This is a genomic window from Amycolatopsis sp. AA4 (genome assembly GCF_002796545.1).
In the GTDB taxonomy this organism is placed as follows: domain Bacteria; phylum Actinomycetota; class Actinomycetes; order Mycobacteriales; family Pseudonocardiaceae; genus Amycolatopsis.
Genome location: NZ_CP024894.1, coordinates 6,431,400 through 6,452,717 on the forward strand (window position 1 = coordinate 6,431,400; position 21,318 = coordinate 6,452,717).

At 70.6% G+C, this 21,318-nt stretch carries 20 protein-coding genes; 11 read left to right on the forward strand and 9 right to left on the reverse strand.

The window, feature by feature from the left end; all coding sequences use genetic code 11:
* Window positions 1-37 precede the first annotated feature (37 nt).
* Window positions 38-1,225: an amidohydrolase gene (locus tag CU254_RS29700; RefSeq protein WP_009082041.1), complete on the reverse strand. Its 1,188-nt coding sequence runs from the start codon at window positions 1,223-1,225 to the stop codon at window positions 38-40.
* 152 nt (window positions 1,226-1,377) lie between these two features.
* Between CU254_RS29700 and CU254_RS29705 the strand changes: the two genes are divergently transcribed.
* Both CU254_RS29705 and CU254_RS29710 read left to right on the forward strand, forming a co-directional pair.
* The gene (locus CU254_RS29705; protein ID WP_009082043.1) at window positions 1,378-2,247 is read left to right on the forward strand and encodes an oxidoreductase; all 870 of its coding nucleotides are present in this window, start codon (window positions 1,378-1,380) and stop codon (window positions 2,245-2,247) included.
* A 192-nt stretch (window positions 2,248-2,439) separates the two neighbouring features.
* Complete coding sequence (locus CU254_RS29710; RefSeq protein WP_107487944.1) at window positions 2,440-2,991, forward strand: HAD family acid phosphatase; 552 nt, start codon at window positions 2,440-2,442, stop codon at window positions 2,989-2,991.
* A gap of 39 nt (window positions 2,992-3,030) precedes the next feature.
* On the opposite strand, the gene CU254_RS29715 is transcribed toward CU254_RS29710, so the two are convergent.
* Window positions 3,031-3,765 (reverse strand): SDR family oxidoreductase, encoded by a 735-nt coding sequence (locus CU254_RS29715; protein WP_009082047.1) that lies wholly within the window; start codon window positions 3,763-3,765, stop codon window positions 3,031-3,033.
* A gap of 134 nt (window positions 3,766-3,899) precedes the next feature.
* Between CU254_RS29715 and CU254_RS29720 the strand changes: the two genes are divergently transcribed.
* From CU254_RS29720 to CU254_RS29740, 5 genes are all read left to right on the forward strand, one after another.
* Window positions 3,900-4,766 carry an RNA polymerase sigma-70 factor gene (locus CU254_RS29720; protein WP_009082049.1) on the forward strand — a complete coding sequence of 289 codons (867 nt, stop codon included), beginning with the start codon at window positions 3,900-3,902 and terminating at the stop codon, window positions 4,764-4,766.
* Window positions 4,767-4,786: 20 nt separating this feature from the next.
* Window positions 4,787-5,149, forward strand: coding sequence for a DUF5313 family protein (locus CU254_RS29725; protein WP_063631974.1), 363 nt, complete (start codon window positions 4,787-4,789; stop codon window positions 5,147-5,149).
* A gap of 41 nt (window positions 5,150-5,190) precedes the next feature.
* Window positions 5,191-5,547, forward strand: a complete 357-nt coding sequence (locus CU254_RS29730) for a metalloregulator ArsR/SmtB family transcription factor (RefSeq protein ID WP_037715221.1) — start codon at window positions 5,191-5,193, stop codon at window positions 5,545-5,547.
* Window positions 5,544-6,047, forward strand: coding sequence for an SRPBCC family protein (locus tag CU254_RS29735; protein ID WP_009082055.1), 504 nt, complete (start codon window positions 5,544-5,546; stop codon window positions 6,045-6,047). The genes CU254_RS29730 and CU254_RS29735 overlap by 4 nt, the downstream gene beginning before the upstream one ends.
* 212 nt (window positions 6,048-6,259) lie before the next feature.
* Window positions 6,260-7,057 carry a sigma-70 family RNA polymerase sigma factor gene (locus CU254_RS29740; RefSeq protein WP_100266923.1) on the forward strand — a complete coding sequence of 266 codons (798 nt, stop codon included), beginning with the start codon at window positions 6,260-6,262 and terminating at the stop codon, window positions 7,055-7,057.
* A gap of 163 nt (window positions 7,058-7,220) precedes the next feature.
* On the opposite strand, the gene CU254_RS29745 is transcribed toward CU254_RS29740, so the two are convergent.
* Together CU254_RS29745 and CU254_RS29750 are read right to left on the reverse strand one after the other, a co-directional pair.
* Window positions 7,221-8,540: an IniB N-terminal domain-containing protein gene (locus tag CU254_RS29745; protein WP_100266924.1), complete on the reverse strand. Its 1,320-nt coding sequence runs from the start codon at window positions 8,538-8,540 to the stop codon at window positions 7,221-7,223.
* Between the two features lie 519 nt (window positions 8,541-9,059).
* Complete coding sequence (locus tag CU254_RS29750) at window positions 9,060-12,503, reverse strand: indolepyruvate ferredoxin oxidoreductase family protein (protein ID WP_037715223.1); 3,444 nt, start codon at window positions 12,501-12,503, stop codon at window positions 9,060-9,062.
* A gap of 175 nt (window positions 12,504-12,678) precedes the next feature.
* On the opposite strand from CU254_RS29750, the gene CU254_RS29755 reads away from it, so the two are divergent.
* Window positions 12,679-13,137: an Lrp/AsnC family transcriptional regulator gene (locus tag CU254_RS29755; protein ID WP_009082060.1), complete on the forward strand. Its 459-nt coding sequence runs from the start codon at window positions 12,679-12,681 to the stop codon at window positions 13,135-13,137.
* Between the two features lie 94 nt (window positions 13,138-13,231).
* Entirely contained in the window at window positions 13,232-13,864 is a 633-nt protein-coding gene (mftR, locus tag CU254_RS29760) for a mycofactocin system transcriptional regulator (RefSeq protein WP_009082061.1), read from the forward strand.
* Between the two features lie 215 nt (window positions 13,865-14,079).
* Here mftR and CU254_RS29765 read toward each other — a convergent pair whose 3' ends face one another.
* From CU254_RS29765 to CU254_RS29785, 5 genes are all read right to left on the reverse strand, one after another.
* Window positions 14,080-14,835, reverse strand: a complete 756-nt coding sequence (locus CU254_RS29765; protein WP_050788312.1) for a VWA domain-containing protein — start codon at window positions 14,833-14,835, stop codon at window positions 14,080-14,082.
* Between the two features lie 179 nt (window positions 14,836-15,014).
* A complete protein-coding gene (locus tag CU254_RS29770; RefSeq protein ID WP_009082063.1) occupies window positions 15,015-15,953 on the reverse strand; it encodes a MoxR family ATPase in 939 nt (312 codons plus the stop codon).
* Window positions 15,950-17,071, reverse strand: a complete 1,122-nt coding sequence (locus tag CU254_RS29775; RefSeq protein ID WP_009082064.1) for an NDMA-dependent alcohol dehydrogenase — start codon at window positions 17,069-17,071, stop codon at window positions 15,950-15,952. Before CU254_RS29775 ends, CU254_RS29770 begins: the two co-directional genes overlap by 4 nt.
* Before the next feature lie 28 nt (window positions 17,072-17,099).
* Window positions 17,100-18,599: an aldehyde dehydrogenase family protein gene (locus CU254_RS29780; RefSeq protein WP_100266925.1), complete on the reverse strand. Its 1,500-nt coding sequence runs from the start codon at window positions 18,597-18,599 to the stop codon at window positions 17,100-17,102.
* Window positions 18,600-18,662: 63 nt separating this feature from the next.
* Window positions 18,663-20,306, reverse strand: coding sequence for a sigma-54-dependent Fis family transcriptional regulator (locus tag CU254_RS29785; RefSeq protein ID WP_009082066.1), 1,644 nt, complete (start codon window positions 20,304-20,306; stop codon window positions 18,663-18,665).
* Between the two features lie 128 nt (window positions 20,307-20,434).
* Here CU254_RS29785 and CU254_RS29790 point away from each other — a divergent pair, with 128 nt between their 5' ends.
* Both CU254_RS29790 and CU254_RS29795 read left to right on the forward strand, forming a co-directional pair.
* Window positions 20,435-21,004, forward strand: coding sequence for a YdcF family protein (locus CU254_RS29790; protein ID WP_037715225.1), 570 nt, complete (start codon window positions 20,435-20,437; stop codon window positions 21,002-21,004).
* 63 nt (window positions 21,005-21,067) lie between these two features.
* Window positions 21,068-21,313 carry a hypothetical protein gene (locus CU254_RS29795; RefSeq protein ID WP_037715227.1) on the forward strand — a complete coding sequence of 82 codons (246 nt, stop codon included), beginning with the start codon at window positions 21,068-21,070 and terminating at the stop codon, window positions 21,311-21,313.
* Window positions 21,314-21,318: the final 5 nt, after the last annotated feature.

The following is a 21,318-nucleotide window of genomic DNA, read 5'->3' on the forward strand; positions in this document are numbered from 1 at the left end:
GGAAAAATCCGCCCACGACTGGAGCGCCGGACGAACCTCAGACGAGCACCTCGCCGTCCCGCGCCACGACCCGGCCGCCCGCGATCACCAGCGAACGCACCGGCACGCGCATCAACGCGTCCGGCACGTTCTCCGCCGCCACCAACACCACGTCCGCCCGGCAACCCGGCGCCAGCTCGTGCCGCTCCCGGCCCACGAACGACGCCGCCCGCCGCGTCGCCAGCTCCACCGCCGCCGTGAGGTCCTCGTCCTTCCGCAGGCCGTGCAGCCGGGCGAAGCCGAGTGCGATCTGGAGGAGGTCGCCGTCGCCGTACGGGGACCACAGGTCGCGGATCCCGTCGGTGCCGAGGCCGACCGGGACCTCGCGTGCCGACAGCTCGGTCCACGGCAGCGGCGCGGTCCGCACCGGCGCGACGGTCGCCAGCGAGATGCCGGCCTCGGCGATCCGGTCGAGCAGCGCCGCCTGCCGCGCCGGGGGAACCTCGCCGAGCGCGAAGCCGTGCGACACGGTCACTTTGCCCTGCAAGCCGGTCCGCACGGTCCGGTCCGCGATCAGCTCGTACTGGAACGCGCCCAGCTCACCGCCGTCGTGGAGGTGGATGTCGAGGCCGACGCCGCGTCGTTCGGCGATCTCGAACAGCCCGTCGAGCTGGCCGACCGGATCCCGGTCGATGCCCGCCGGGTCGAGGCCGCCGATCCAGCCCGCGCCCGCCGCCGCGGCCTCGTCGAGCAGCTTGAGCACGCCGGGCCGGCGCAGCACGCCGTCCTGCGGAAACGCCACGATCTCGACCTGCACCGCGCCGTCCAGCCGCTGCGCGGCCTCCCGCACGATCTCGATGCCGCGCACCCCGAGGCCCAGGTCGACGTCCACGTGGCTGCGCGCCGCGGTGGTGCCGTGCCGCAGGAATTCGCGCAGCACGATCTCGGCGCTCTCGACGCTCGGGATGCCCAGCGCGTCCCGCTCGGCCCGCTCGTGCGCGATGCGGCCTTCGGTGGTCGCGACGCCGCCGTAGGACACCCACGGCTTGCCCCACCAGCTCTTGTCGACGTGCGCGTGCGAGTTGACGAACCCGGGCAGCGCGAGCAGCCCCGCGCCGTCGATCCGCTCGCCCTCGACGGGGGCCGAGCCCGCGGGCCGGACGTCGGAGATGCGGTCGCCGTCGAGGACGAGGTCGGCCGGGGCGCCGCCCCACGGGCGCACGCCGGTCACAGTGAGAGAAGCCATGTTAATGGTATACCAAATTATCGGACGGCTGTCCCGCGAGCCTGGCCCTGACACTCCCAGGACCGAGGGGTACTGGCCGCGCCGCGCCGCGCGCCGCACCATGGACGGCAGCCGCGGCGGGACCGGCGCGGCGAGGAAAGAAGGGCGGAACATTGACCGACAACCTCCCCGGCGGGACGTTCACGTTGGCCGGGCGCACCGTCGCCCGCCTGGGATACGGCGCGATGCAGCTGGCCGGACCCGGCGTCTTCGGGCCGCCGAGCGACCGCGACGAGGCGCTCGCGGTGCTGCGCACGGCCGTCGAACTGGGCGTGAACCACATCGACACCGCCGACTTCTACGGGCCGCACGTGACGAACGAACTGCTCCGCGAAGCGCTCGCGCCCTACGACGGGCTGCAGATCGTCACCAAGGTCGGCGCGGTGCGCGACGACCAGGGCGGCTGGATCCACGAGCGTTCGCCGCGGCAGCTGCGCGAACAGGTCGAATCGAACCTGCGCAACCTCGGCGTCGAAGCGCTCGACGTGGTGAACCTGCGCGTCGGCGGCGGAGCGGACGGGCACTCGCCGGTGCCGGGTTCGCTGGCCGAACCGTTCGGCGCGCTCGCCGAAATGCGCCAGGAAGGCAAGATCAAGGAACTCGGCGTGAGCGTCGTCGACGCCGAGCAGGTGGCCGAGGCGCAGTCGATCGCGCCGGTGGTCACCGTGCAGAACTGGTACAACGTCGCGCACCGTGGGGACGAGAAGCTGATCGAATCCCTTGCCGCACAAGGGATTTCCTACGTCCCGTTCTGGCCGCTCGGCGGGTTCAGCCCGCTGCAGTCCTCGACGCTGGACGATGTCGCCGCCCGGCTCGGCGCCAGCCCGAAGGCGGTCGCGCTGGCCTGGCTGCTGCACCAGTCGCCGAACATCCTGCTGATCCCCGGCACGTCGTCGGTCGCGCATCTGCGCGAGAACGTGGCGGCGGGCGATTTGGAACTGCCCGCGGACGCCTTGGCCGAATTGGACACCATCGCCGGGTAAACGGCGGATCGGGAGGCTGGCTGTCCGGCCCTCGGACAGCCAGCCTCCCGCTGAACCGGGCGACAGTTTCCGGTGAACAACCCGCGAATTCCCTTCGCGCGATTAACCGACGAACGACGGTGCAGCGAAAGTCTCGGCGCGATTAGCGTGTTCGACGGCAGTTTCCGCCACGCTAAGGAGAAAAACGCGCCGATGAACGTCAAAACCGCCTGCGCCGCGATTCTCGCCGTCGCCGGGCTGGTCGCCGCTCCGGCCACCGCCTCGGCCGCGGTGTCCGAGCTGCCCAGCTACGACCAATGGCAGGCCGACGTGCGCGAAGCCGTCGACCCGGCCATCCCGTGGCTGACCGACCGGGTCGCGCGGGGCGGGTCCGGGCTGGCGATCGTGCTGGACATCGACAACACCTCGCTGGAAACCGAATACCACCCCGGCGCACCGAACCGGCCGGTGCTCGCGGTCGCCCAGTGGGCGGGCCGGCACCACGTGTCCGTCCTGTTCGTGACGGCGCGGACCAGCTCCTCCTCGGCGCGCAAGCAGCTGAGCAGCGCGGGCTACCCGATCGACGCGATCTGCACCCGCAAGTCCGGCGAGGGCACCGCCGACGGCAAACAGCGCTGCCGCGCGGACCTGACCGAACAGGGCTACACGATCACGGCGAACATCGGGAACCGGTCCACCGACCTCGAAGGCGGGGACTACGAAAAGGGCTTCAAGCTGCCGGATTACGACGGCCAGCTTTCGTAGCTCGTGCGCGGCGATGCCGGTTCTAACCGGCATCGCCGCTCACGAGTTCAGCCACTCCGCCAGCCCGATCTTCCCCCGCCACGCGCCTTCCGCGGGCACCAGGCTGTCCTTGCCCAGCACCGTGCCGAAGTACTTCGCGGCCGGGTCGGTCACCACCTCGCGCGGGTCCTTCCGCGCGGTCAGCACCCGCCGGATCCACTCGTCCATCGGCAGCACGTCCGGCCCGCCGATCTCGACGATCCCGCCGACCGGCGGTTCGCCCGCGGCCCGCGCGACCGCCGCCGCGACGTCCTCCGCGGCGATCGGCTGCGCGCCGGCGCCGGAAAGCCGCACCACGCCGTCGGCCGTCGAGGTGTCCGCGATCGCGAGCGCGAACTCCAGGAACTGCGTCGCGCGCACGATCGTGCAGTCCAGCCCGCTTTCCCGGATCAGCTTTTCCTGCGCGGCCTTCGCCCGCAGGTATCCGGAATCCGGCAGCTCGTCGGCACCCACGACGGAAAGCGCGACGAAATGCCCCACTCCGGCCTCGCGGGCCTCTCGCACCAGATTCCCGGTCGAGCGCTGGAAGAATTCCATGACGTCGTCGTCCGCGAACGACGGCGAATTCGACACGTCCACCAGCACGTCGGCCCCCTGCAGCGCGCCGGACAGCCCTTCGCCGGTCAAGGTGTTCACGCCGGTGCTCGGCGCGGCCGCCACGACCTCGTGCCCCTCCAGCAGCCGCACGACCCGCGAACCGATCCGCCCGGTCCCGCCGATGACGACGATCTTCATGCCCGTTCCCTCCGTTTCCGCCGCGACGGCCGCCGCGAGCGTCGTCAGTCAGGACCGGGCAGCGCGCCGATTTGTGACACCCCTGCCCGCTAAGCTCGCGATCGCCCGCCGGGACTGGAAGGAACGCGCCGCTGATGGAGGAAATCGCCGAGGCCGCCTCGGTGTTCGCGCAGGTCCGGCCGCGGCTGTTCGGGATCGCCTACCGGATGCTCGGCAGCGTCGCCGACGCCGAGGACCTCCTGCAGGACGTCTGGCTGCGCTGGCAGACCTGCGACCGTTCGGTCGTCCGCGACCCGGGCGCGTTCCTCGCCACCGCCACGACCCGGCTGGCCATCACCGCGAGCCAGACCGCGCGCGTCCGGCACGAAACCTACGTCGGCCCGTGGCTGCCCGAACCGATCGACACGTCCGCCGATCCGCAGCTCGGCGCCGAGCGCGCCGCCGCACTCGAGGTGGCGGTGCTGTTCCTGCTGGAGAAACTGCCGCCGACGGAACGAGCCGCGTACGTGCTGCGCGAGGCGTTCGACTATCCGTACCAGCAGATCGCCGACATCGTGCAGACCACCGAGGGGAACGCGCGCCAGCTGGTCAGCCGGGCGCGCAAACACCTCGCCGCGGAACGCCGGACGCCGGTCGAACCGGCCGAACAGCGGCGGCTGCTCGAAGCGTTCGTGGCCGCCGCGCGCTCCGGCGACCTGGCGACGCTGGAGAAACTGCTCGCCGAAGACGTCGTCAGCTACTCCGACGGCGGCGGTGCGGTCCGCGCGACGCGGATTCCGGTGGTCGGCGCGGGCACGGTGGCGAAGTACGTCCGCGCGTTCGCCAACCGGTTCTGGCCCGGCACCGAGGTGCGCTGGAGCGAGGTCAACGGCCAGCCCGCGGCGGTGGTCAGCCACGGCGGGACCGTCACCGCGGTGCTGACCGTGTCGGCGTCGGCCGAGGGCATCCACCGCGTGTTCTGGCTGATGAACCCGGCCAAGCTCGGGGCGTACGCCGCCTGAGCCCGGGGTACCCGGCGGGGATGAAGCGACCCGGTCCGGTGCGCTGGCTGCACTACGTGTACGGCGGAGTACTCCCCGACGAGTACCGCGAGTGGGTGCTGTACGACGCGACCGCGAAAACCTGGGTGCTGCGCTTCGCGTTCCGGATCTTCGTCGAGGCGCTGCCGTGGCTGATCGCCGGTTACGTCGTCCTCACGCTGGTCACGCCGATGCCCGCCGGGATGATCGTCGCCGCGCTGCTGATCAGCCTGCTGCTGAGCCTGTTCCTCACCGTCACCAGCGCCGACGAACTCGCCGAGGTCCGGCTCGTCAAACACGGCTTCCCGCACGGCACCGGGAAAGAGGTCCGCAAACGCCGCGGCGGCGCTTCGACCTGGCCGTGACGTCCTTGCCGAACGCGTAACCGCTGCGTTACGCTTCCGCCGTGGACCTGGCCGCCAGCGCGATCGCCGACCCGGTGCGGCGGGACATCCTGGCGCTCCTGCGGCACCAGCGCCTGCCCGCCGGCGAGATCGCCGCGCGTTTCGCCATCAGCCGTCCCGCGGTGTCGCGGCATCTGCGCGTGCTGCGGGAAAGCGGGCTGGTGCGCGACGAACTCGTGGGCAGGCAACGGTTTTACTCGCTCGACCCGGAAGGCTTCGCCGAACTCGCCGCCTGGCTCACCCGGCTTCTCGCCCCGCCGGCCTGGCAGCAGCGGCTCGACGCGCTGGAGACCGAGGTCCACCGCACCCGTCGCGAACGCCGCCGGGACACCTCCCCCGGAGAGGAACACACCGCATGAAACCCGTGCCCACCGCGAGAGCGCACCGCCTCGCCGACAGCATCGACCTGGTTGTGCCGCGCACCTTCCGCGCCCCGATCGACGACGTGTGGGCCGCGCTCACCGAACCCGAACGCACCGCGCGCTGGTTCGGCCCTTGGGAGGGCGACGGGGCACCCGGTCGGATGATCCGCGTCCAGATGGCGTTCGAGGAACAGCAGCCCTGGATGGACCTCCGCGTCGACGCGTGCGAGCCGCCGCGGCGGCTGGCTGTTTCGTCCACCGACGAATCGGGGGCCTGGCGGATGGAACTGCGGCTCGAGTCCCGCGGCGCGGCAACGGAACTCCAGCTGGTGCACCACCTCGATTCGGCGGACAAGATCCCGGAAGCCGGACCCGGCTGGGAGTACTACCTCGACCTGTTCGCCGCCGCCTTCGAGGGCACGCCGAAACCGGACTTCGCCGACTACCCCCCGGCGATGACGCCCTATTTCGCCGAATTGGCCGGAGAGCTTTCCTGACCGTCCGTCAATAGTCCACTTCGGACAGTCGGCCGCCGAACGAAATGTCCTTGAGCGGCCCGGACTTCCCCGTTCGGCTGACAGCGGCGACGGGCGCGGAAACGCGCGTCCGGATGCCCGGCTCGCCGCGGCGTATGGAGTACACTGCTGTACCAGTTACTTTCAGCAGTCCCGCGTGACGAGGTGTGGGCCGGTCCGGTGGGAGGTGCACGGTGGACGCGACACTGGGCAGCACGCTGGTCACCGAGGCGGACGAGGACGAGCGCACCGACGCCGAGCTCCTCGCCGCCGTACGCGCCGGAGATTGCCAGGCCGGCGGGGAATTGTTCCGGCGGCACGTCACGCTGATGCGCCGCGTCGCCGCCGGTTTGGTGCGCCAGCAGGCCGAACGCGACGACCTGGTCGCCGAAGCGTTCGCGCGCGTGCTCAGCACCGTCGCGGCCGGCGGCGGCCCGGAGTCGAACGCGCCGGCGTATCTCGTGGCCACCATGCGAAATCTCTTCGCCCGGTGGAGCCGCCACGAAAACCGCATCGATCTCTACGCCACGGTTCCGGAACCCGTAACTCTCGACGGCGGAGCGGACGAACTCGCCGTCATGCGCTCGGAAGACCGCCTTGTCTGGTCGGCCTACCGCACCCTGCCCGGCCGCTGGCGAACGGTGTTGTGGCGGATGTCGGCCGAAGGCGACACCCCGGCGGAACTCGCGCCGGTGCTCGGCGTTTCCCCGAACGGCGTCGCCGTGCTCGCCCGCCGCGCCCGCGAGGGACTGCGGCAGGCGTACCTGCAAGTCCAGGTGCCGGACGCGAAATTGCCGCAGTGCCAAGAAGTCCGCCGCCGGATGGGCGCGTGGCTGCGCGGCACCCTGCCCGCCCGCCGGGCCGGAATCCTCGCCGAACACCTCGCGGCGTGCGAACCGTGCCACGCGGTCGCCGCCGAACTGGCCGAGGTCAACCGCGAACTGCCCCGGATGACCGGCTGCTGCGATCCGGCGATCCCGGAACCTCGCTAGCCGGCTTCCGCGTGGTGGACCAGCAGGCGTACGCGGTGCCGACACCGTTCACGATCGCCGAAACGCCGTTGCCGCACCGCAACTCTCGCCCGGCCCGAAAAACCGCGGGCCCGGACCGTGACCGGTCCGAGCCCGCGGCGGGAAAACCCTTGGTGCGCCGGGATCAGTGCCCCAGGTGCAGGCTGTCCAGGTGCACGTTGCTCGCGTGCGACTCGAGGCCGCCCGCCACGTCGTGCAGGTGGTTCTGGACCTCGTTGAGCGGCGCGGCGTGCGCGGCTTCCGGCAGGTCGCCGGCCGACACGTGCTGCGTGCCGGTCTCGGCCGCGTCCTGAACGGTGCTCGTGACGTGCTGAGCAGCCGCGTTGACGGCCGGAGCGTGCGCGGTCGCGCCCTCGATCGCGTGGGTCAGCGAACCCGCGTTCGGGGCGGCCGGCAGCGCCGGGGCGTGCGGCAGTTCGCCGACGCCCGGGACGGCCGGGGCGTGCGGCAGCGAGCCGACACCCGGGACCTGCGGCAGCGAGCCGACGCCCGGCACGGCCGGAAGCGAACCGACACCCGGCACCTGCGGCAGCGAGCCGACGCCCGGGACCTGCGGCAGTTCGCCGACGCCCGGCACCGCCGGGAGGCCCGGAACCGCGCCGGTGACGTGGTCCAGCGTGCCGGACAGGTCGCCCGCGTGGGTCAGGTCGCCGGTCGCCTGGGTCAGGTCGGCGCGGACGTCGTCGCCGTGGACGCCGACCGGGGTCGAGCCGATCGCCTCGTTGACGGTGCCGAGCAGCTTCGAACCGCCCTGGCGGACGTCCTCGACGAGGCTGCTGACCGGGCCGCCGACGGCCGGGAGCTTGCCGGACTCGGACACGACGGCCTTCCAGGTCAGCGCGTCGCCGAGGTGGTTGGTGGTCGCGTCGACCGCGGAGCCGACGAGCTTGCCGTCGAAGACGTGCTCGCCCACCGCGTTGACGGTGTTCTGCGTGTCGATCGCGGCGGCGTCGAGGATCGGGCCGACGACCGGGACCGGGTGGGTCGCGGCGGCGACGTGGTCCAGCACGCCGGAGACCGCGCCCAGCACACCGTGGGTGACGGTGTTCAGGCCGGTCTCGCCCGCGACGTTGCTGACGCCCTCGAAGACCGGGGCGAGGTTCGGCAGGCCGCCGGCGAGACCGCCGAGGGCGTCGCCCGCCTGGTGCGCGACCGGCTCGGCGGCGGCGTCCGCCTTGTCGAAGGCGCCGCCCAGGTCGGCGGACGGAACGCTCGGCGCGGCGGGCACGCCCGGCACGGCCGGGATGCCCGGGGCGGCGGGAGCGGCCGGCAGCGGGGCGCTGTCCATGACGAGCGGCATGATGTCCTGCACGTCCGACGGGTTCAGCTCGCCCAGGCCGGCACCGTTCAGCACCCCCTGCGGGTCGGCCTTGTACTCCGCCAGCGACTGCGGGTCGTTCAGCAGGTTCAGCGCGAATTCGTGCAGCGTCTGCACCGGGCCCATAGTTCGTATTCTCCTGTGGTGACAACGGATCGGGGTGGGGTGTCCGAAAACCGGACGAGCCGGCCCCAGAGCCGGCTCCTTTTCCGAACATAGGACTCCGCCGAATGCCCGCCATCGGGGGGTCACCCGGGTTAGCCGGGGCACCCACTAGGGACTTCGCCGCTCCCCCGAATAGGGGCATTAGGGGATTCGGGGCGTCCGCGCTGGTCACGGGGTTGCCGTCGGACCACCCCGCCGGGCGCCGCCCACCCCACTGATCGGGGGACGGACGCGGGTCGCCCGACGAGGTTCGCCAGGACCACCCGATGGTGTGACACCTACCCGACTCTTCCGGGCGGGCCGGGCGCGGCGGAAAAGCCGAAACGGCGAGAAGACCGGGGTTTGCCCGGCTTCTCGCCGTTTCGGAGACTTCGCGGAAGTCCGGCACGGAATCCGCGTTCAATGTCGGGTGAAGTGGTTGATCACGCTTCAATTAAGGCAATTCCGGACGGAATCCGCCGCCGACCTGGCGCCAGCGGCTCAGGCGGTGGCGACCCGCACCGAGTCCGGCGTCTCCAGTTCCCGCAGCAGCTCCTCCTGCCGCTTCCGATAGGACGCGACGTTGGCCAGCTTGATCTCCTCGTACCCGCGCACCGAGTCCGGCAGCGCGGCCAGTTCGACCAGCCGGGCGTCGCCGCGGCCGGCCACCTCGAGCGCGCGCTCCAGGGCCTGCCGGTACTCCCCGATCAGCGCCCGCTCGACCCGCCGGACCTCGGCGCGCCCGAACGGGTCCAGCTTCGTCCCGCGCAGCTTGCGCATGGCCCGCAGCGCCGCGAACGCGGGCCGGAAGCTGCGTCCGCCGAGGCTGATCTTGCGGTTCATGCCCAGCGCGCGCAGCACCGGCGGGTGCAGCCGGTGCGCGAACCGCGTGCCGACGCCGAACTGGGCTTCGATTTCCGCGGTCAGCCGCGGGTCCAGCGACAGGCGGGCGACCTCGTACTCGTCCTTGTAGGCCATGAGCTTGTAGAGGTTCCGCGCGACCGCCTCGGCCACCGAAGCGCCGGCCCGGGTGCGGACCCGCTCGACGAACTCGGCGTACTCCCGCGCGTACCGCTCGTCCTGGTAGGCGATGAGGTCCGGAACGCGCAGGTCGAGCACCCGGGCGAGTTCGCCGTCCGCGTGCACCAGCGAGCGCACGCGGCGGACCGCTTCCGCGTCGGCCGCGGCCGGGGCCTCCGCCGACGAGGACGGCGAGAGTTCCGCGTTGAGCGCGTCCGGGTCGGCGACCAGCTGCCTGCCGCGCCGGAACGCCTGCAGGTTCGTCTCGACCGCGGTCCCGTTGATCCTGATGGCCTGTTCCAGGCTTTCCGCGGTGACCGCGAGGGACCCGGTCTGGTAGGCCGCGCCGAGCTGGAGGATATTGGCGAACTGGTCGTCGCCGAAGATCTGCTCGGCGAGGCCGCGCGCGTCGAGGTAGTGCCCGGCGGCGGTCGCGTCGCCGAGCGCGCCGCGGATGCTGGACTGGTCGGGGTAGGAAACTTCCTTGTCCACCACCATGCGCCCGGTCGGAACCTCCGAAGTGGACACGACGGCGACGGTCCGCTCGGCGTCGGCCACGCCGAGGTACGCCGGGTCGGCGGCGACCAGCGCGTCGCACGCGAGGTAGAGGTCGCACTCCCCGTTGGCGAGCTTCGGGGCCTGCTCGACCGCGCCGGTGGAGATCTTCACGTCCGAAACGACCGCGCCGCCCTTCTGCGCGAGGCCGGTCTGGTCGAGGGTGCGCACCTGCTTGCCGTCGAGAACCCCGGCGACACCGAGGATCTGCGCGACGGTGACCACGCCGGTGCCGCCGATGCCGGTGATCCGCACCGCGACGTCGGACAGGGTTTTCGCCGGTTCCGGCAGGACGTCCGCGCTGATCGGGGCGAGGTGGCGCCGCTTGACCTCGCCGGTCGGGACGACAGTCAGGAACGACGGGCAGTCGCCGTCGAGGCACGAGTAGTCGACGTTGCAGGACGCCTGGTGGATCTGGGTTTTGCGGCCGAACTCCGTCTCGACCGGCTGCACCGAAAGACAATTCGACTTCACGCCGCAGTCGCCGCAGCCTTCGCAGACGCGTTCGTTGATGAAGACCTTGCGCGCCGGCGTTTCCTGCTTCCCGCGACGACGCTTGCGCCGCTTCTCCGCCGCGCACTCCTGCTCGTGAATCAACACCGTGACCCCGCGGTGCGCGGCCAGTTCCTCTTGCGTACGAAGAAGTTCCGACCGGTCCCGCACCTCGACGCCGCGCGGCAGCTTGCGCTTCCGCAGCCGCCGCGGCGCGTCCGAGGTGATGACGACCTTCGCCGCGCCCTCGGTCAGCAGCAGCGCCGCGACCTTCTCGACGGACAGCCCGCCGACCGCGTCCTGACCACCGGTCATCGCGACCGCGGAGTTGTAAAGCAGCTTGTAGGTGATGTCGACGCCGGCCGCCACCGCCGCGCGCACGGCGAGGCTGCCGGAGTGCATGAACGTGCCGTCGCCGATGTTCTGCATCAGGTGCGGCGTCTCGACGAACGGGGCCATGCCGATCCACTGCGCGCCCTCGCCGCCCATCTGGGTCAGCCCGACGACCTCGCCGACCTGCTCGGGCTCCATGAACAAAGCCATGGTGTGGCAGCCGATCCCGGCGCCGACGAGCGTGCCGTCCGGGACCTTGGTGGACGAGTTGTGCGGGCAGCCGGAGCAGAAGTACGGCGTGCGGGCCAGCAGCGGCACGGAAATCCGCTCGCGGCGGCGCCGCTGCTTCCACGCGGCGACGGGTTCCGCGTCGGGCAGGCGCTTGGCCAGGCCGCTCGCGATGCGGTCGGGGTCCAGTTCGCCGAGTTCGGTGAACAGCACCTGGCCGCGCGGATCGGTTTTGCCGTACACGCGCGGCGCGCCGGTGCGGCCGTAGAGGATCTCCTTGATCGCCGGTTCGACCAGCGCGCGCTTCTCCTCGATCACCAGGATTTCGTCGAGGCCCTCGGCGAATTCCTTGATGATGCCGGGTTCCACCGGGTACACGACGCCGAGCTTCAGCAGCCGGATGCCGTAACGGGACAGTTCGGACTCGTCGAGGCCGAGCATCCGCAGCGCCTGCCGCAGGTCCAAATAGGACTTTCCGGCCGTGACGATGCCGACGCGGTCGTCCGGTCCGGACCGGACGATCCGGTTGATTCCGCTGGCCCGCACGTATTCCATCGCGAGCGGCAGCCGCACGCGGTGCAGGCTGTGCTCGAGCGTGATCAGCTCCGGTCCGAGAAGACGGCTGTTCGGCTGGTGCTTGTACGCGCCTTCGGGCATTTCCGGCGCGGTCCAGTCCGTGTCGACCAGCGCGGTGCCGCCGGAATCGGCGACGTTCGCGACGATCTTCATCGAGGACCACAGCCCGCTCGCGCGGGAAAGTTCGACCGCGTGCCTGCCGTGCTCCAGCACGTCCTGCGCGTCGGCCGGGAAGAACACCGGCATCGCGAGGTCGGCGAGCGCGTGCTCGGACGCACACGGGATGGTCGAGGATTTCGCGTTGGGGTCGTCGCCGACCAGCGCGACCGCGCCCCCGCGCGGGTCGGCGCCGGCGAGGTTGGCGTGCCGCAGCGCGTCGGTGGCCCGGTCGAGGCCAGGGGCCTTGCCGTACCACATGCCGACCACGCCGTCGTGCCGCATCGTGCCTGCCCGGGCGGCCAGCTGGCTGCCCATCACCGCGGTCGCGCCGAGTTCCTCGTTGACGCCCGGCTTGTGCACGATGTTGTGCTCGGCCAGCAAGGCCGCCCGCCGCGCCAGTTCCAGGTCGAACCCGCCGAGCGGCGAACCCTGGTACCCGGAGACGAAGGCCGCGGAATCGGCGCCGTTCAGCCGGTCGAGCCGGATCCGGTCGAGCAGGACGCGCACCAGCGCCTGCACCCCGGTCAAGTAGACGGTGCCCGCTTCGCGCACGTACCGGTCTTCCAACGTGAAGGCGTTCATCCGCACTTCCTTTCCGCACGCCATCAAGCCCACGGGCACCCGCCGTTGGGACGTGAGCCACCTCACCTCACGCTCGGACCCCGGCGCAACGTGCCCGGCCACTGTAGTAGCAAGGACGCAAAAGACGACGCGCGAGAGGGCCGATCGGGCACATCTGTTGCGTACGATGCCGCTCATGGCCGAAGAACTGCTGGACGCGACCGACCACGAGATCATCGCGTTGCTCCGCGAGGACGCCCGGCGCACGTTCTCGGACATCGCCGCGCGGGTGTCGCTCTCCACCGCGGCGGTGAAGCGGCGCGTCGACCGGCTCCGGGAGAAGGGCGTGATCACCGGCTTCACCGTGCAGGTCGACCACGCGAAACTCGGCTGGGGCATCGAGGCGTTCGCGCAGCTGAGGTTCTTCGGCAGCACGAACGTCGCGGAGATCGTCGAGACCACCACCCGGATTCCGGAAGCGCAGGCGGTGTTCACCATCGCCGGCGACCCGGACGCGGTGGTGTGGCTGCGCAGCCGCGACATGGCGCATCTGCAGAGCACGATCGACGAGCTGCGGCGCAGCCACCGGATCACGAGCACGCGCACGTTGATCGTGCTGGACTCCTGGGTGCGCGGGGAGGAGCGGCCGGAATGAGCCGGGGTGTTTCGGGCTTGTGCCGGACGGGTGCCGGGGGCGCGGGGCCGAGTAGTGTCACCGGGTGACAGAAGCGTTCGCGGGAGGGGGCGGCATGGCTGCTGATCCAGGCGGCGAGGCGCGGCCTCGGCGGGGGCGGCCTCGGGGAACCAGTGCTCGGCAGCTCGAGGAGATCGCGTTGCGGCTGTTCACCGAGCAGGGTTTTCATGAGACGACGGTCGATCAGATCGCGGCCGCGGCCGGGGTGAGCCGGCGGACGTTCTTCCGGTATTACGACGCCAAGTCTGATGTCTTGTGGAACGAGTTCGATTCCGAGGTCGACACGATCCGGGAACTGCTCGCGGATTCGCCGGAGGATGTCCCGGTGCTGGAGGCTGTGCGGCGGGCGGTTTTGGCCGCCAATCATTACCGGGCCGAGGATGTGCCTGAGCTGCGGATGCGGATGAATTTGCTCAGTACTGTCGCTGAGCTGGCGGCTAGTGCTACTCGGCATTACGACGCTTGGGAGCGGGCGGTTATCCAGTTCGTGGCTCGGCGGACTGGGCAGGGAGAGGATTCGTTGTATCCGCTGGCGGTGGGGCGAGCGGTTCTCGCTACGTGCCGGGCGGCTTATGAGCGGTGGTCGGCTCGGGCTGATGCGGATTTGACTTTGTATTTGGATGCTGGATTGCGGGCGCTGGCGGCTGGGTTTGCCGATGAGGTTTTGGTTGGGGAGCCTGGGGTTTGAGGGCCTTTTTCGGCTCGTCGCCCTGGCGGGCGGCATTGCCGGTTAGCGGTTGCGTGGGGCACCCCGAAGTTTGATTGTGCTGACGGTTCGGGGTTGAGGGAAGGGCTGGGTGCCACGCTGTTTGGGTGCAGCGGTGGCGGTTTTTACGCGGCTTGAGTGGGTTGTTGCTATTGGGGCGCGGCGTGCGGATAGGTGGGCGTGCGTCTGGCGAGCGCTCATGGGTGATCTAGCAGGGTGGCCAGTGCGGCAGGAGCGGCCGCGGCGCCGCTGAGGGGCTGCCATCGCGCGCCCGAGTCGCGGGCGAGGCGTTCGGCCTCCTCGCAATCCTCGGCCGGGGCGAGGATCAGCAGTTCCTCGCACGCCCGGGCGGCGGGCAGCGGATCTTGGTCGTCCGTCGCCCGGCAGTCCGACAGCAGGAGCACCGTCTTGCGAGCCGCCCGCGACGCCGCGAGTTGTTCGTTCGCCTTGCGCAGCGCCGCCGCCAATGCCGTTACGCCGTGGCCGCGCAACGACAAGACCGACTCCACGACCGCCGCTTTCGACCGGGACGACCGCAGCGGCCGGATGATCTCCGCTGTCCGGGCGAAAGACACCACCGCGTGTTCCACCGGCGCCCGCCACGAACACGCCGCCGCGGTGAGCGCGGCAGCGGCCAGCCGTGCGCCCGTCATCGACCCGCTCGTGTCGATCACCAGGCACAGAGCCAATTCCGGGCGCGCCCATCGGCGTGCCACGAGGTCGTCCAGTGCCGGAACGCCGCCGACTGCCGCCGCGTCCACCAACGCGGGCAACGACCGGTCGAGGTCGAGTTCGCCGCCTCGGTCGGCTCGGTCTCGGCGCAGCTTTCCCACTCCCCGGCCGCGGGCGACGCCGCGGCGGGCGACGTCGATCATCAGGCGCCGGGCCAGTCCGCGGGCGGCTGCGCGCAGGGATTCGTCGGTCGCCTTGCTCATCTCGACCAGCAAGGCCATTGCCTCGTCGGCGTCCTCGCGGAAGGCCGCGCTGAACGCTTCCTCGTCCAGTACCCCGACCTCGGGCGAGATTTCCGCGAAGCGGGCGTTGCGGGAAAGCTCGGCGCGCGGCGTGGTGCTGCTGCGCGCCGAACCCGGGCGGGGTGGGCGTTGCGGTGGAGGGCCCGCCGGTGGCGGGCTCAGGCTTCCCCCGGCGGGTCACCGCCTTCTGAGTCCGGCGGCGGCGATTCCGCGCCGAAGACCGCGACATAGAGTTCGTCGATCACCGATTCCGGGGTCCGGCCGCTGGATTCGTGCAGGCCGATCCGGCCGGACAGAGCGGCCAGCGCGGCGTCGTGGCCGATTCTCCAGTCGGTGGCCGACGCACCGCGGATGCGGGCCAGCGAAACCGCCAGCCGCACCAGATCGATCGCGCCGCGGACGGACGAACCGACCCGGAGGTCGGCGTGCTCGCGAGTGCGGCGTACCAGGTCCACGACTTTGGCCCGCCATTCCGCGGGGACCGCCGGGCTGCGGCGGGCGACGATGTCGCTTTCCTCGTCTTGGCTTTGGTAGCCCATCACGATCCGGCAGACCCGGTCGTAGATGGCCGACGAGATCCGTGCGGTGCCGACCGCGTCGAACGGGTTCATCGCGGCTACCAAACGGAAACCGTCCGCCGCGCGTACCCGGCCCAGGCGGGGCACGTGGAGTTCGGCTTCCGACATGACCGTGATGAGGACGTTGAGCGTCTCTTCCGGGATTCGGTTGACTTCCTCGACGTACAGCAGGCCGCCGGTGCGCAGCGCCTCGATGAGCGGACCGTCCACAAAGGTCTCCGGCACGTAGCCTTCGGCCAGCACGCGGGAAGGATCGAACTGCCCGACCAGGCGGGCGGGGGTCAGCTCGGCGTTGCCTTCCACGAACACGAACGGCGAACCGCCCGCCTCCGCGACGGCGCGTAGCAGCGTGGTTTTTCCGGTGCCGGGCGGACCTTCGAGCACGACGTGCGCGCCGCAGTCGAGACCGGCCAGCAGGAGTTCGATCTCGCGCTGGCGGCCGACCACGTCCGCGGTCAGGAGGGGGACCGCGGACTGCGGACCGGAAACCGGCCCGCAGTCCGCCGACAAAGCCGTCACGGCGCGTCGTGGACCAGCACGCCGCGCACGTTCCGGCCCTCCAGCAGATCGTCGTACCCCTGGTTGACCTCTTCCAGCGTGTACGTGCGGGTGATGATCTCGTCGAGCTTCAGGTCCCCGCTCTGGTACAGCCCGAGGATCTTCGGGATGTCCGTGGTCGGGTTGCAGTCGCCGAACAGGCTGCCCTTCACCGTTTTCTTGAACAGCGTCAGGATCGAACCGGGCAGGTTGACGTTGTTGACCGACAGTTTGTTCAGCCCGGTCAGCACGATCGTGCCGCCCTTGCCGGTGGCGTTGAACGCGCCGGTCACGATCTCCTCGGTGACGATGCCCGCGGTGACGATCGTCTTGTCCGCACCGTTGCCGTTGGTGAAAGACTGCGCCAGCTCGGCCGCTTCCTCCGGCGTCGCGACCGCGTGCGTCGCGCCGAGTTCCATCGCCTTTTCGCGCTTGTTCTCCAGCGGGTCCAGCGCGATCACGTTCTTCGCGCCGGCGTAGCGCGCGCCCTGCACCGCGTTGATGCCGATGCCGCCGACGCCGGACACGATCACCGTCTCGCCCGGGCGCACATTGGCCGCGTTGACCGCCGAACCCCATCCGGTCGGGACGCCGCAGCCGACCAGCACCGCCTTGTCGAGCGGCAGGTCGTCGTCGACCTTCACGACCGAGTTCTGGTGAATGGTCGAGTACTGGCTGAACGTGCCGAGCATGCACATCGCGCCGTATTCCTTGACCGGACCGGGGCCGCTGAACGGGAACCGCTCGCCCGGCAGGTAGCCCTCGAGGATCGTGGCGCCCATGTCGCAGATCGCCTGCTGCCCGGTGGAACACCAGCGGCACACGCCGCAGTTCGGGATGAACGAGCACACCACGTGGTCGCCCGGCTTGACGCGGGTGACGCCGGGGCCGACGTCCTCGATGATGCCCGCGCCCTCGTGGCCGAGCACCATCGGCAGCCGGGCCTCCAGGTCGCCGTGCGCGATGTGCACGTCCGAATGGCACAGGCCGGCGTGCGTGTACCGGATCAGCACCTCGCCCTCGCCGGGGCCTTCGAGGTCGAGCTCGACCACCTCGATCGGCTTGCCCACCTCGTAGACGACCGCTGCTTTCGTCTTCATCGGGAACTCCTTTGTTCGAGCGGGCGGATCACAGCGCGATGTTCACGGACTTGGTCTGCGTGTAGAGGTCGAGCGCGGCCGCGCCCAGTTCCCGGCCCCAGCCGGACTGCTTGTAGCCGCCGAACGGCATCGCCGTGTCGAAGCCGTTGTACTGGTTGACCCACACCGAGCCGGCCTTCAGTTCCTTGGCAGTACGGTGCGCCTTCGCGACGTCGCGTGTCCAGACCCCGGCGGCCAGGCCGTATTCACTGTTGTTGGCCGCGGCGGCCACGCCCTGTTCGGCGTTGAACGGCATGGCCGCCACGACCGGGCCGAAGATTTCTTCGCGGACAATGCTGAATTCCGGTTTCACGTCGACGAAAACGGTCGGCTCGATGAAGTATCCGGTGTCGCCCCAGCGTTTTCCGCCGGTGAGCGCGCGGGCCCCGTCGGCGAGGCCTTCGCCGAGGTAGCGCGAGACGCGGTCGAACTGCTCCTGCGAAACCATCGGGCCCAGCTGGGTTTCCGGGTCGAGGCCCGGCCCGATCTTCACCTGGCTCGCCGCCTGCGCGACCGCCTGGGTGAACTCCTCGAAGATGGTGTCCTCCACGTACAGCCGCGTTCCGGCGACGCAGCACTGGCCGTGGTTGAACATCCACGCGTTGACCGAACCCGGCACCGCGAGGTCGAGATCGGCGTCGGCGAACACGACGTTCGGGCTCTTCCCGCCCAGTTCGAGGGAAACCTTCTTGAGGTTCCCGCTCGCCGCCTGGACGATCTTCTTGCCCACCTCGGTCGAACCGGTGAAAGCGACCTTGTCGACGCCGTCGTGCGCGGCCAGCGCGGCGCCGGCGTCGCCGAACCCGGTGACGATGTTGACCACGCCGGGCGGGAATCCGGCTTCCTCGAACAGCTTGCCCAGCAGCAGCGCGGTCAGCGGCGTCTGCTCGGCGGGCTTGAGCACCACGGTGTTGCCCGCGGCGAGCGCCGGCGCGATCTTCCACGCGGCCATCAGCAGCGGGAAGTTCCACGGGATGATCTGCCCGCACACGCCGACCGGCTCGCGCAGCGTGTAGGCGTGGAACTGGGCGTCCGGCGCGAACGGCATCGACACGTTCACCGTGCTGCCTTCGATCTTGGTCGCCCAGCCCGCGTAGTAGCGGAAGACGTCGGCGGCCCAGCCGGTGTCCACCGCCGTCGCGATCGCCGCGGACTTGCCGTTGTCGAGCGCTTCGAGCTGGCCGAAGATCTCCGCCCGTTCGGACAGCAGATCGCCGATGCGCCAGATCAGCCGTTCGCGCTCGTTCGGCTTCATCGCCGCCCACGGGCCCTCGTCGAAAGCCTTGCGCGCGGCGGCGACGGCGCGGTTGACGTCCTCGGCCTCGCCGTGCGCGACCTCGGCGATCTTCTCCCCGGTGGCCGGGTCGTAGGTCGGGAACGTCCGGCCCGACGCGGCCGGGACCCAGCGCCCGCCGATCAAGAGCTCCAGCGGGCCGGACACGAACTCCCGGACCTGGGTGTGCAGGGGGAATTCCACCGTTGCGGTCACCTGGCGCCTCCTCACTTCGTTGTGACGGAGGTCATCGTCACCCGGCGGACCGGGGGCGAAGTGTTACAGAAGTGGACAGTCGTCGGTCACGCCGAGCGCCTGCATGCGGCGGTAGAGCGTGGTGCGGCTGATGCCGAGTTCGCGGGCCGCGCGCAGCTTGTTGCCTTCGCTGGCGCGCAACGCCGTGACGATCGCGTTCCGTTCGGCGAGTTCGCGCCCGCCGAGCTGCCTCGTGCGGGAACTGCCGCGGTAGGCGGGCGGCAGCTGGGCGAGGTCGATCACCCCGGTGTAGGGAAGGCGGGACACCTCGCGCAGCACCGCGCGCAGTTCGTGCAGGTTGCCCGGCCACGGATGCGTCCGCAGCGCCGCCAGCGCGGTGCCGGTGAAGTGCGGTTTCCGGTCCGGGTATTCGTCGCGGAGCATGGCCGCAGCGATGGCGGGCAGGTCGTCGAGACGCTCGCGCAACGGGGCGAGGGCGACGGTTTCGGCGCATCTCGCCACGATCGCCGCGACGGCCGGCGACATCGCGTCCGACGGGACGGAAGTGAGCAGCAACCGCGCCGATTCTCGGTTGTCGAGCGCCTCGCCGACCAACGGGAGCAGGCTTTCCGGGAGCAGGTGCACGTCGTCCAGGACGACGGCGGTGCGCGGCTGGGTGACGAGTTCAGTGAATCTTGTTGCCCAGGCTCGCGGTTCCTCGCGCAGCGCGGCGGCGGCGTGCAGGACGACCGGATCGTCGACGCCGGCTCGCGTACGGGCTTCGGTGGTCCGGCCGGTGCCCGGTTCGCCGGTGACGAGGACTGAGCGGGCGGGTTTTACGGCCGCGGGCGTCGGTTTTCGGCTGCTGGTGCTCCGCGCGATGCGGAAGACGGCGCCGTCCGTCGATCCCTCCACGCGTTCGGCTACGACCGAAAGACTGATTCCGTCACCCACTTCGAGGCGGGTGTCGAATACTCCGCGTTCCGGCACCTGCGGCAGCAACGTGCGCAACAGGGTCGGATCGGCCGGGCGAAGGTGTTCGATGCAGGTTTCGTTGGCGAACACCAGATCGCCGCCGAGCACCGCGACCGGCACGCTGCGGTGGTGCGTGGCCTGCTGGAACGCCAGGAACAGCCGCCGTTCGCAGGCGCGGGCGCTCTCCAGCACGAGTTGTTCGATGTCGCCGACGACGCGTTTCACCAGCGGCCCGAACAGCGGGTTGCTGCTGTCGCTTTCGCCGGTGATGTCGAGGACGCCCTCGATGCGCCCGGTGAGCGGATGCCGGATCGGATGGCCGTAGCAGCTGAACCGCTTCAACGCGTCGGCGTAGTGCTCCTGTCCGTGGATTTCCACCGCCTGGCGCGATTCGTGCGGCGTGCCGAGCGCGTTCGTGCCGACGCGGCCTTCGCTGAGCTGCGAACCGTGCAGCACGCCGAGTTCCTCCAGCTGGTGCTGCAGGCGGCGGTCGCCGAACCAGCGGAAGACGAGGCGGCAGTCGCGGTCGGCGAGCAGGATGGAGAACCGGGTGCCGGTCAGCTGCTCGACGAGCTGGTCCAGCACCGGGCGGGCGGCGGTCATCAGCCTGCTGCGCGGATCGACGTCGCCGATCGAAATAGCGGCCCGGTCCAGCTCCGGCGCGACGCCGAACAGCCGGGACCGGCGCCACGAATCGGCGATCGGCGGCCGCAGGACGGCGGAGCCCTGCGACGGTATCCCTCCGAGCGACACTGCTCCTCCCGACTACCGGACGGCGACGTAGCGGTTCGTGTGACAGTACCTTCGCGGATCGACAAGTTCCAGACGTGCGTCTTTCTTCGCCTGATTCGTCCATTGTGGACAATGGTAGGATCGGGTGGGTGCCGCGCCGTTTTCTGCTGCTTTTCGTCGCGTTGTTCGGCTGGGCCGAATGGGAACACTGGCGATCCTCGCGCCGTGAGATGGGCGGCCGCCCCGGAACGTCGGGCACCGGCGAGGCGGTGGTCGTGCTCGGCTACCGCAATGGCGGGTCGCGGGCCAATTTCGTGAATCGTTGGCGAGTGCGAGCGGCAGTACGTTCGCAGGCGCCGGACCGATCGCGCCTGGTCCTGTGCGGCGGAGCGGTGGGCGGCCCGGAGCCGGAGGCGTCGCTGATGGCGCGGTACGCACGGGCGCACGGCTACCGCGGCCCGCTGGTGCTCGAAACGGAGAGCCGGTCGACGTGGGAGAACGTCCTCCACGCGGTGCCGCTGATCGAGGACGCGGACCGGATCAAGATCGTCTCGGATTCCCTGCACGCGGAAAAGGCACGCCACTACCTGCGACGGCTCCGGCCAGACCTGGCGGAACGGCTGGTGCCCGCGCGGGAGTACCGGTTCGGCGAGTGGATGGCGGCGAAGCCGGTTCTGGCGGTGATGGGGAAACGAAGCTTGCGACGGTTGCGGAGGTGAGCGGGGACGCACCTTGGGGTGCAGTGCCGCGGCCTGGCATCCGCGGGCCGGAAGCGTCTCGGCGTGACTGACACCGCGGGTCAGCGAACCCGAGCCGGACGCTTCACCCTGCTGAACGTCGGCCCTGTCCGCACCTTCCACGTCGTCGCCCAGCCCGCCGCCGACGACGAGATCGCCGATTCCTCCGGCCACCTCGCCCGCGCGTACTCCCCGGCCGACCGGACCCTCGTCCTGCTCCGCCCCGACGGCTACGTCGGCCTGATCTCCGACGCGGGCGACTTCTCCGCCGTGCGGGAGTACCTGCTCTAGCCTCT

Excerpts from the sequence above, each read along its gene's own strand:
- CU254_RS29700 (WP_009082041.1), bottom strand. The coding sequence starts at position 1,225 with ATGGCTTCTCTCACTGTGACCGGCGTGCGCCCGTGGGGCGGCGCCCCG.
- CU254_RS29710 (WP_107487944.1), top strand. The coding sequence starts at position 2,440 with ATGAACGTCAAAACCGCCTGCGCCGCGATTCTCGCCGTCGCCGGGCTG.
- CU254_RS29715 (WP_009082047.1), bottom strand. The coding sequence starts at position 3,765 with ATGAAGATCGTCGTCATCGGCGGGACCGGGCGGATCGGTTCGCGGGTC.
- CU254_RS29720 (WP_009082049.1), top strand. The coding sequence starts at position 3,900 with ATGGAGGAAATCGCCGAGGCCGCCTCGGTGTTCGCGCAGGTCCGGCCG.
- CU254_RS29725 (WP_063631974.1), top strand. The coding sequence starts at position 4,787 with ATGAAGCGACCCGGTCCGGTGCGCTGGCTGCACTACGTGTACGGCGGA.
- CU254_RS29735 (WP_009082055.1), top strand. The coding sequence starts at position 5,544 with ATGAAACCCGTGCCCACCGCGAGAGCGCACCGCCTCGCCGACAGCATC.
- CU254_RS29745 (WP_100266924.1), bottom strand. The coding sequence starts at position 8,540 with ATGGGCCCGGTGCAGACGCTGCACGAATTCGCGCTGAACCTGCTGAAC.
- CU254_RS29750 (WP_037715223.1), bottom strand. The coding sequence starts at position 12,503 with ATGAACGCCTTCACGTTGGAAGACCGGTACGTGCGCGAAGCGGGCACC.
- CU254_RS29755 (WP_009082060.1), top strand. The coding sequence starts at position 12,679 with ATGGCCGAAGAACTGCTGGACGCGACCGACCACGAGATCATCGCGTTG.
- mftR (WP_009082061.1), top strand. The coding sequence starts at position 13,232 with ATGGCTGCTGATCCAGGCGGCGAGGCGCGGCCTCGGCGGGGGCGGCCT.
- CU254_RS29765 (WP_050788312.1), bottom strand. The coding sequence starts at position 14,835 with ATGGCCTTGCTGGTCGAGATGAGCAAGGCGACCGACGAATCCCTGCGC.
- CU254_RS29775 (WP_009082064.1), bottom strand. The coding sequence starts at position 17,071 with ATGAAGACGAAAGCAGCGGTCGTCTACGAGGTGGGCAAGCCGATCGAG.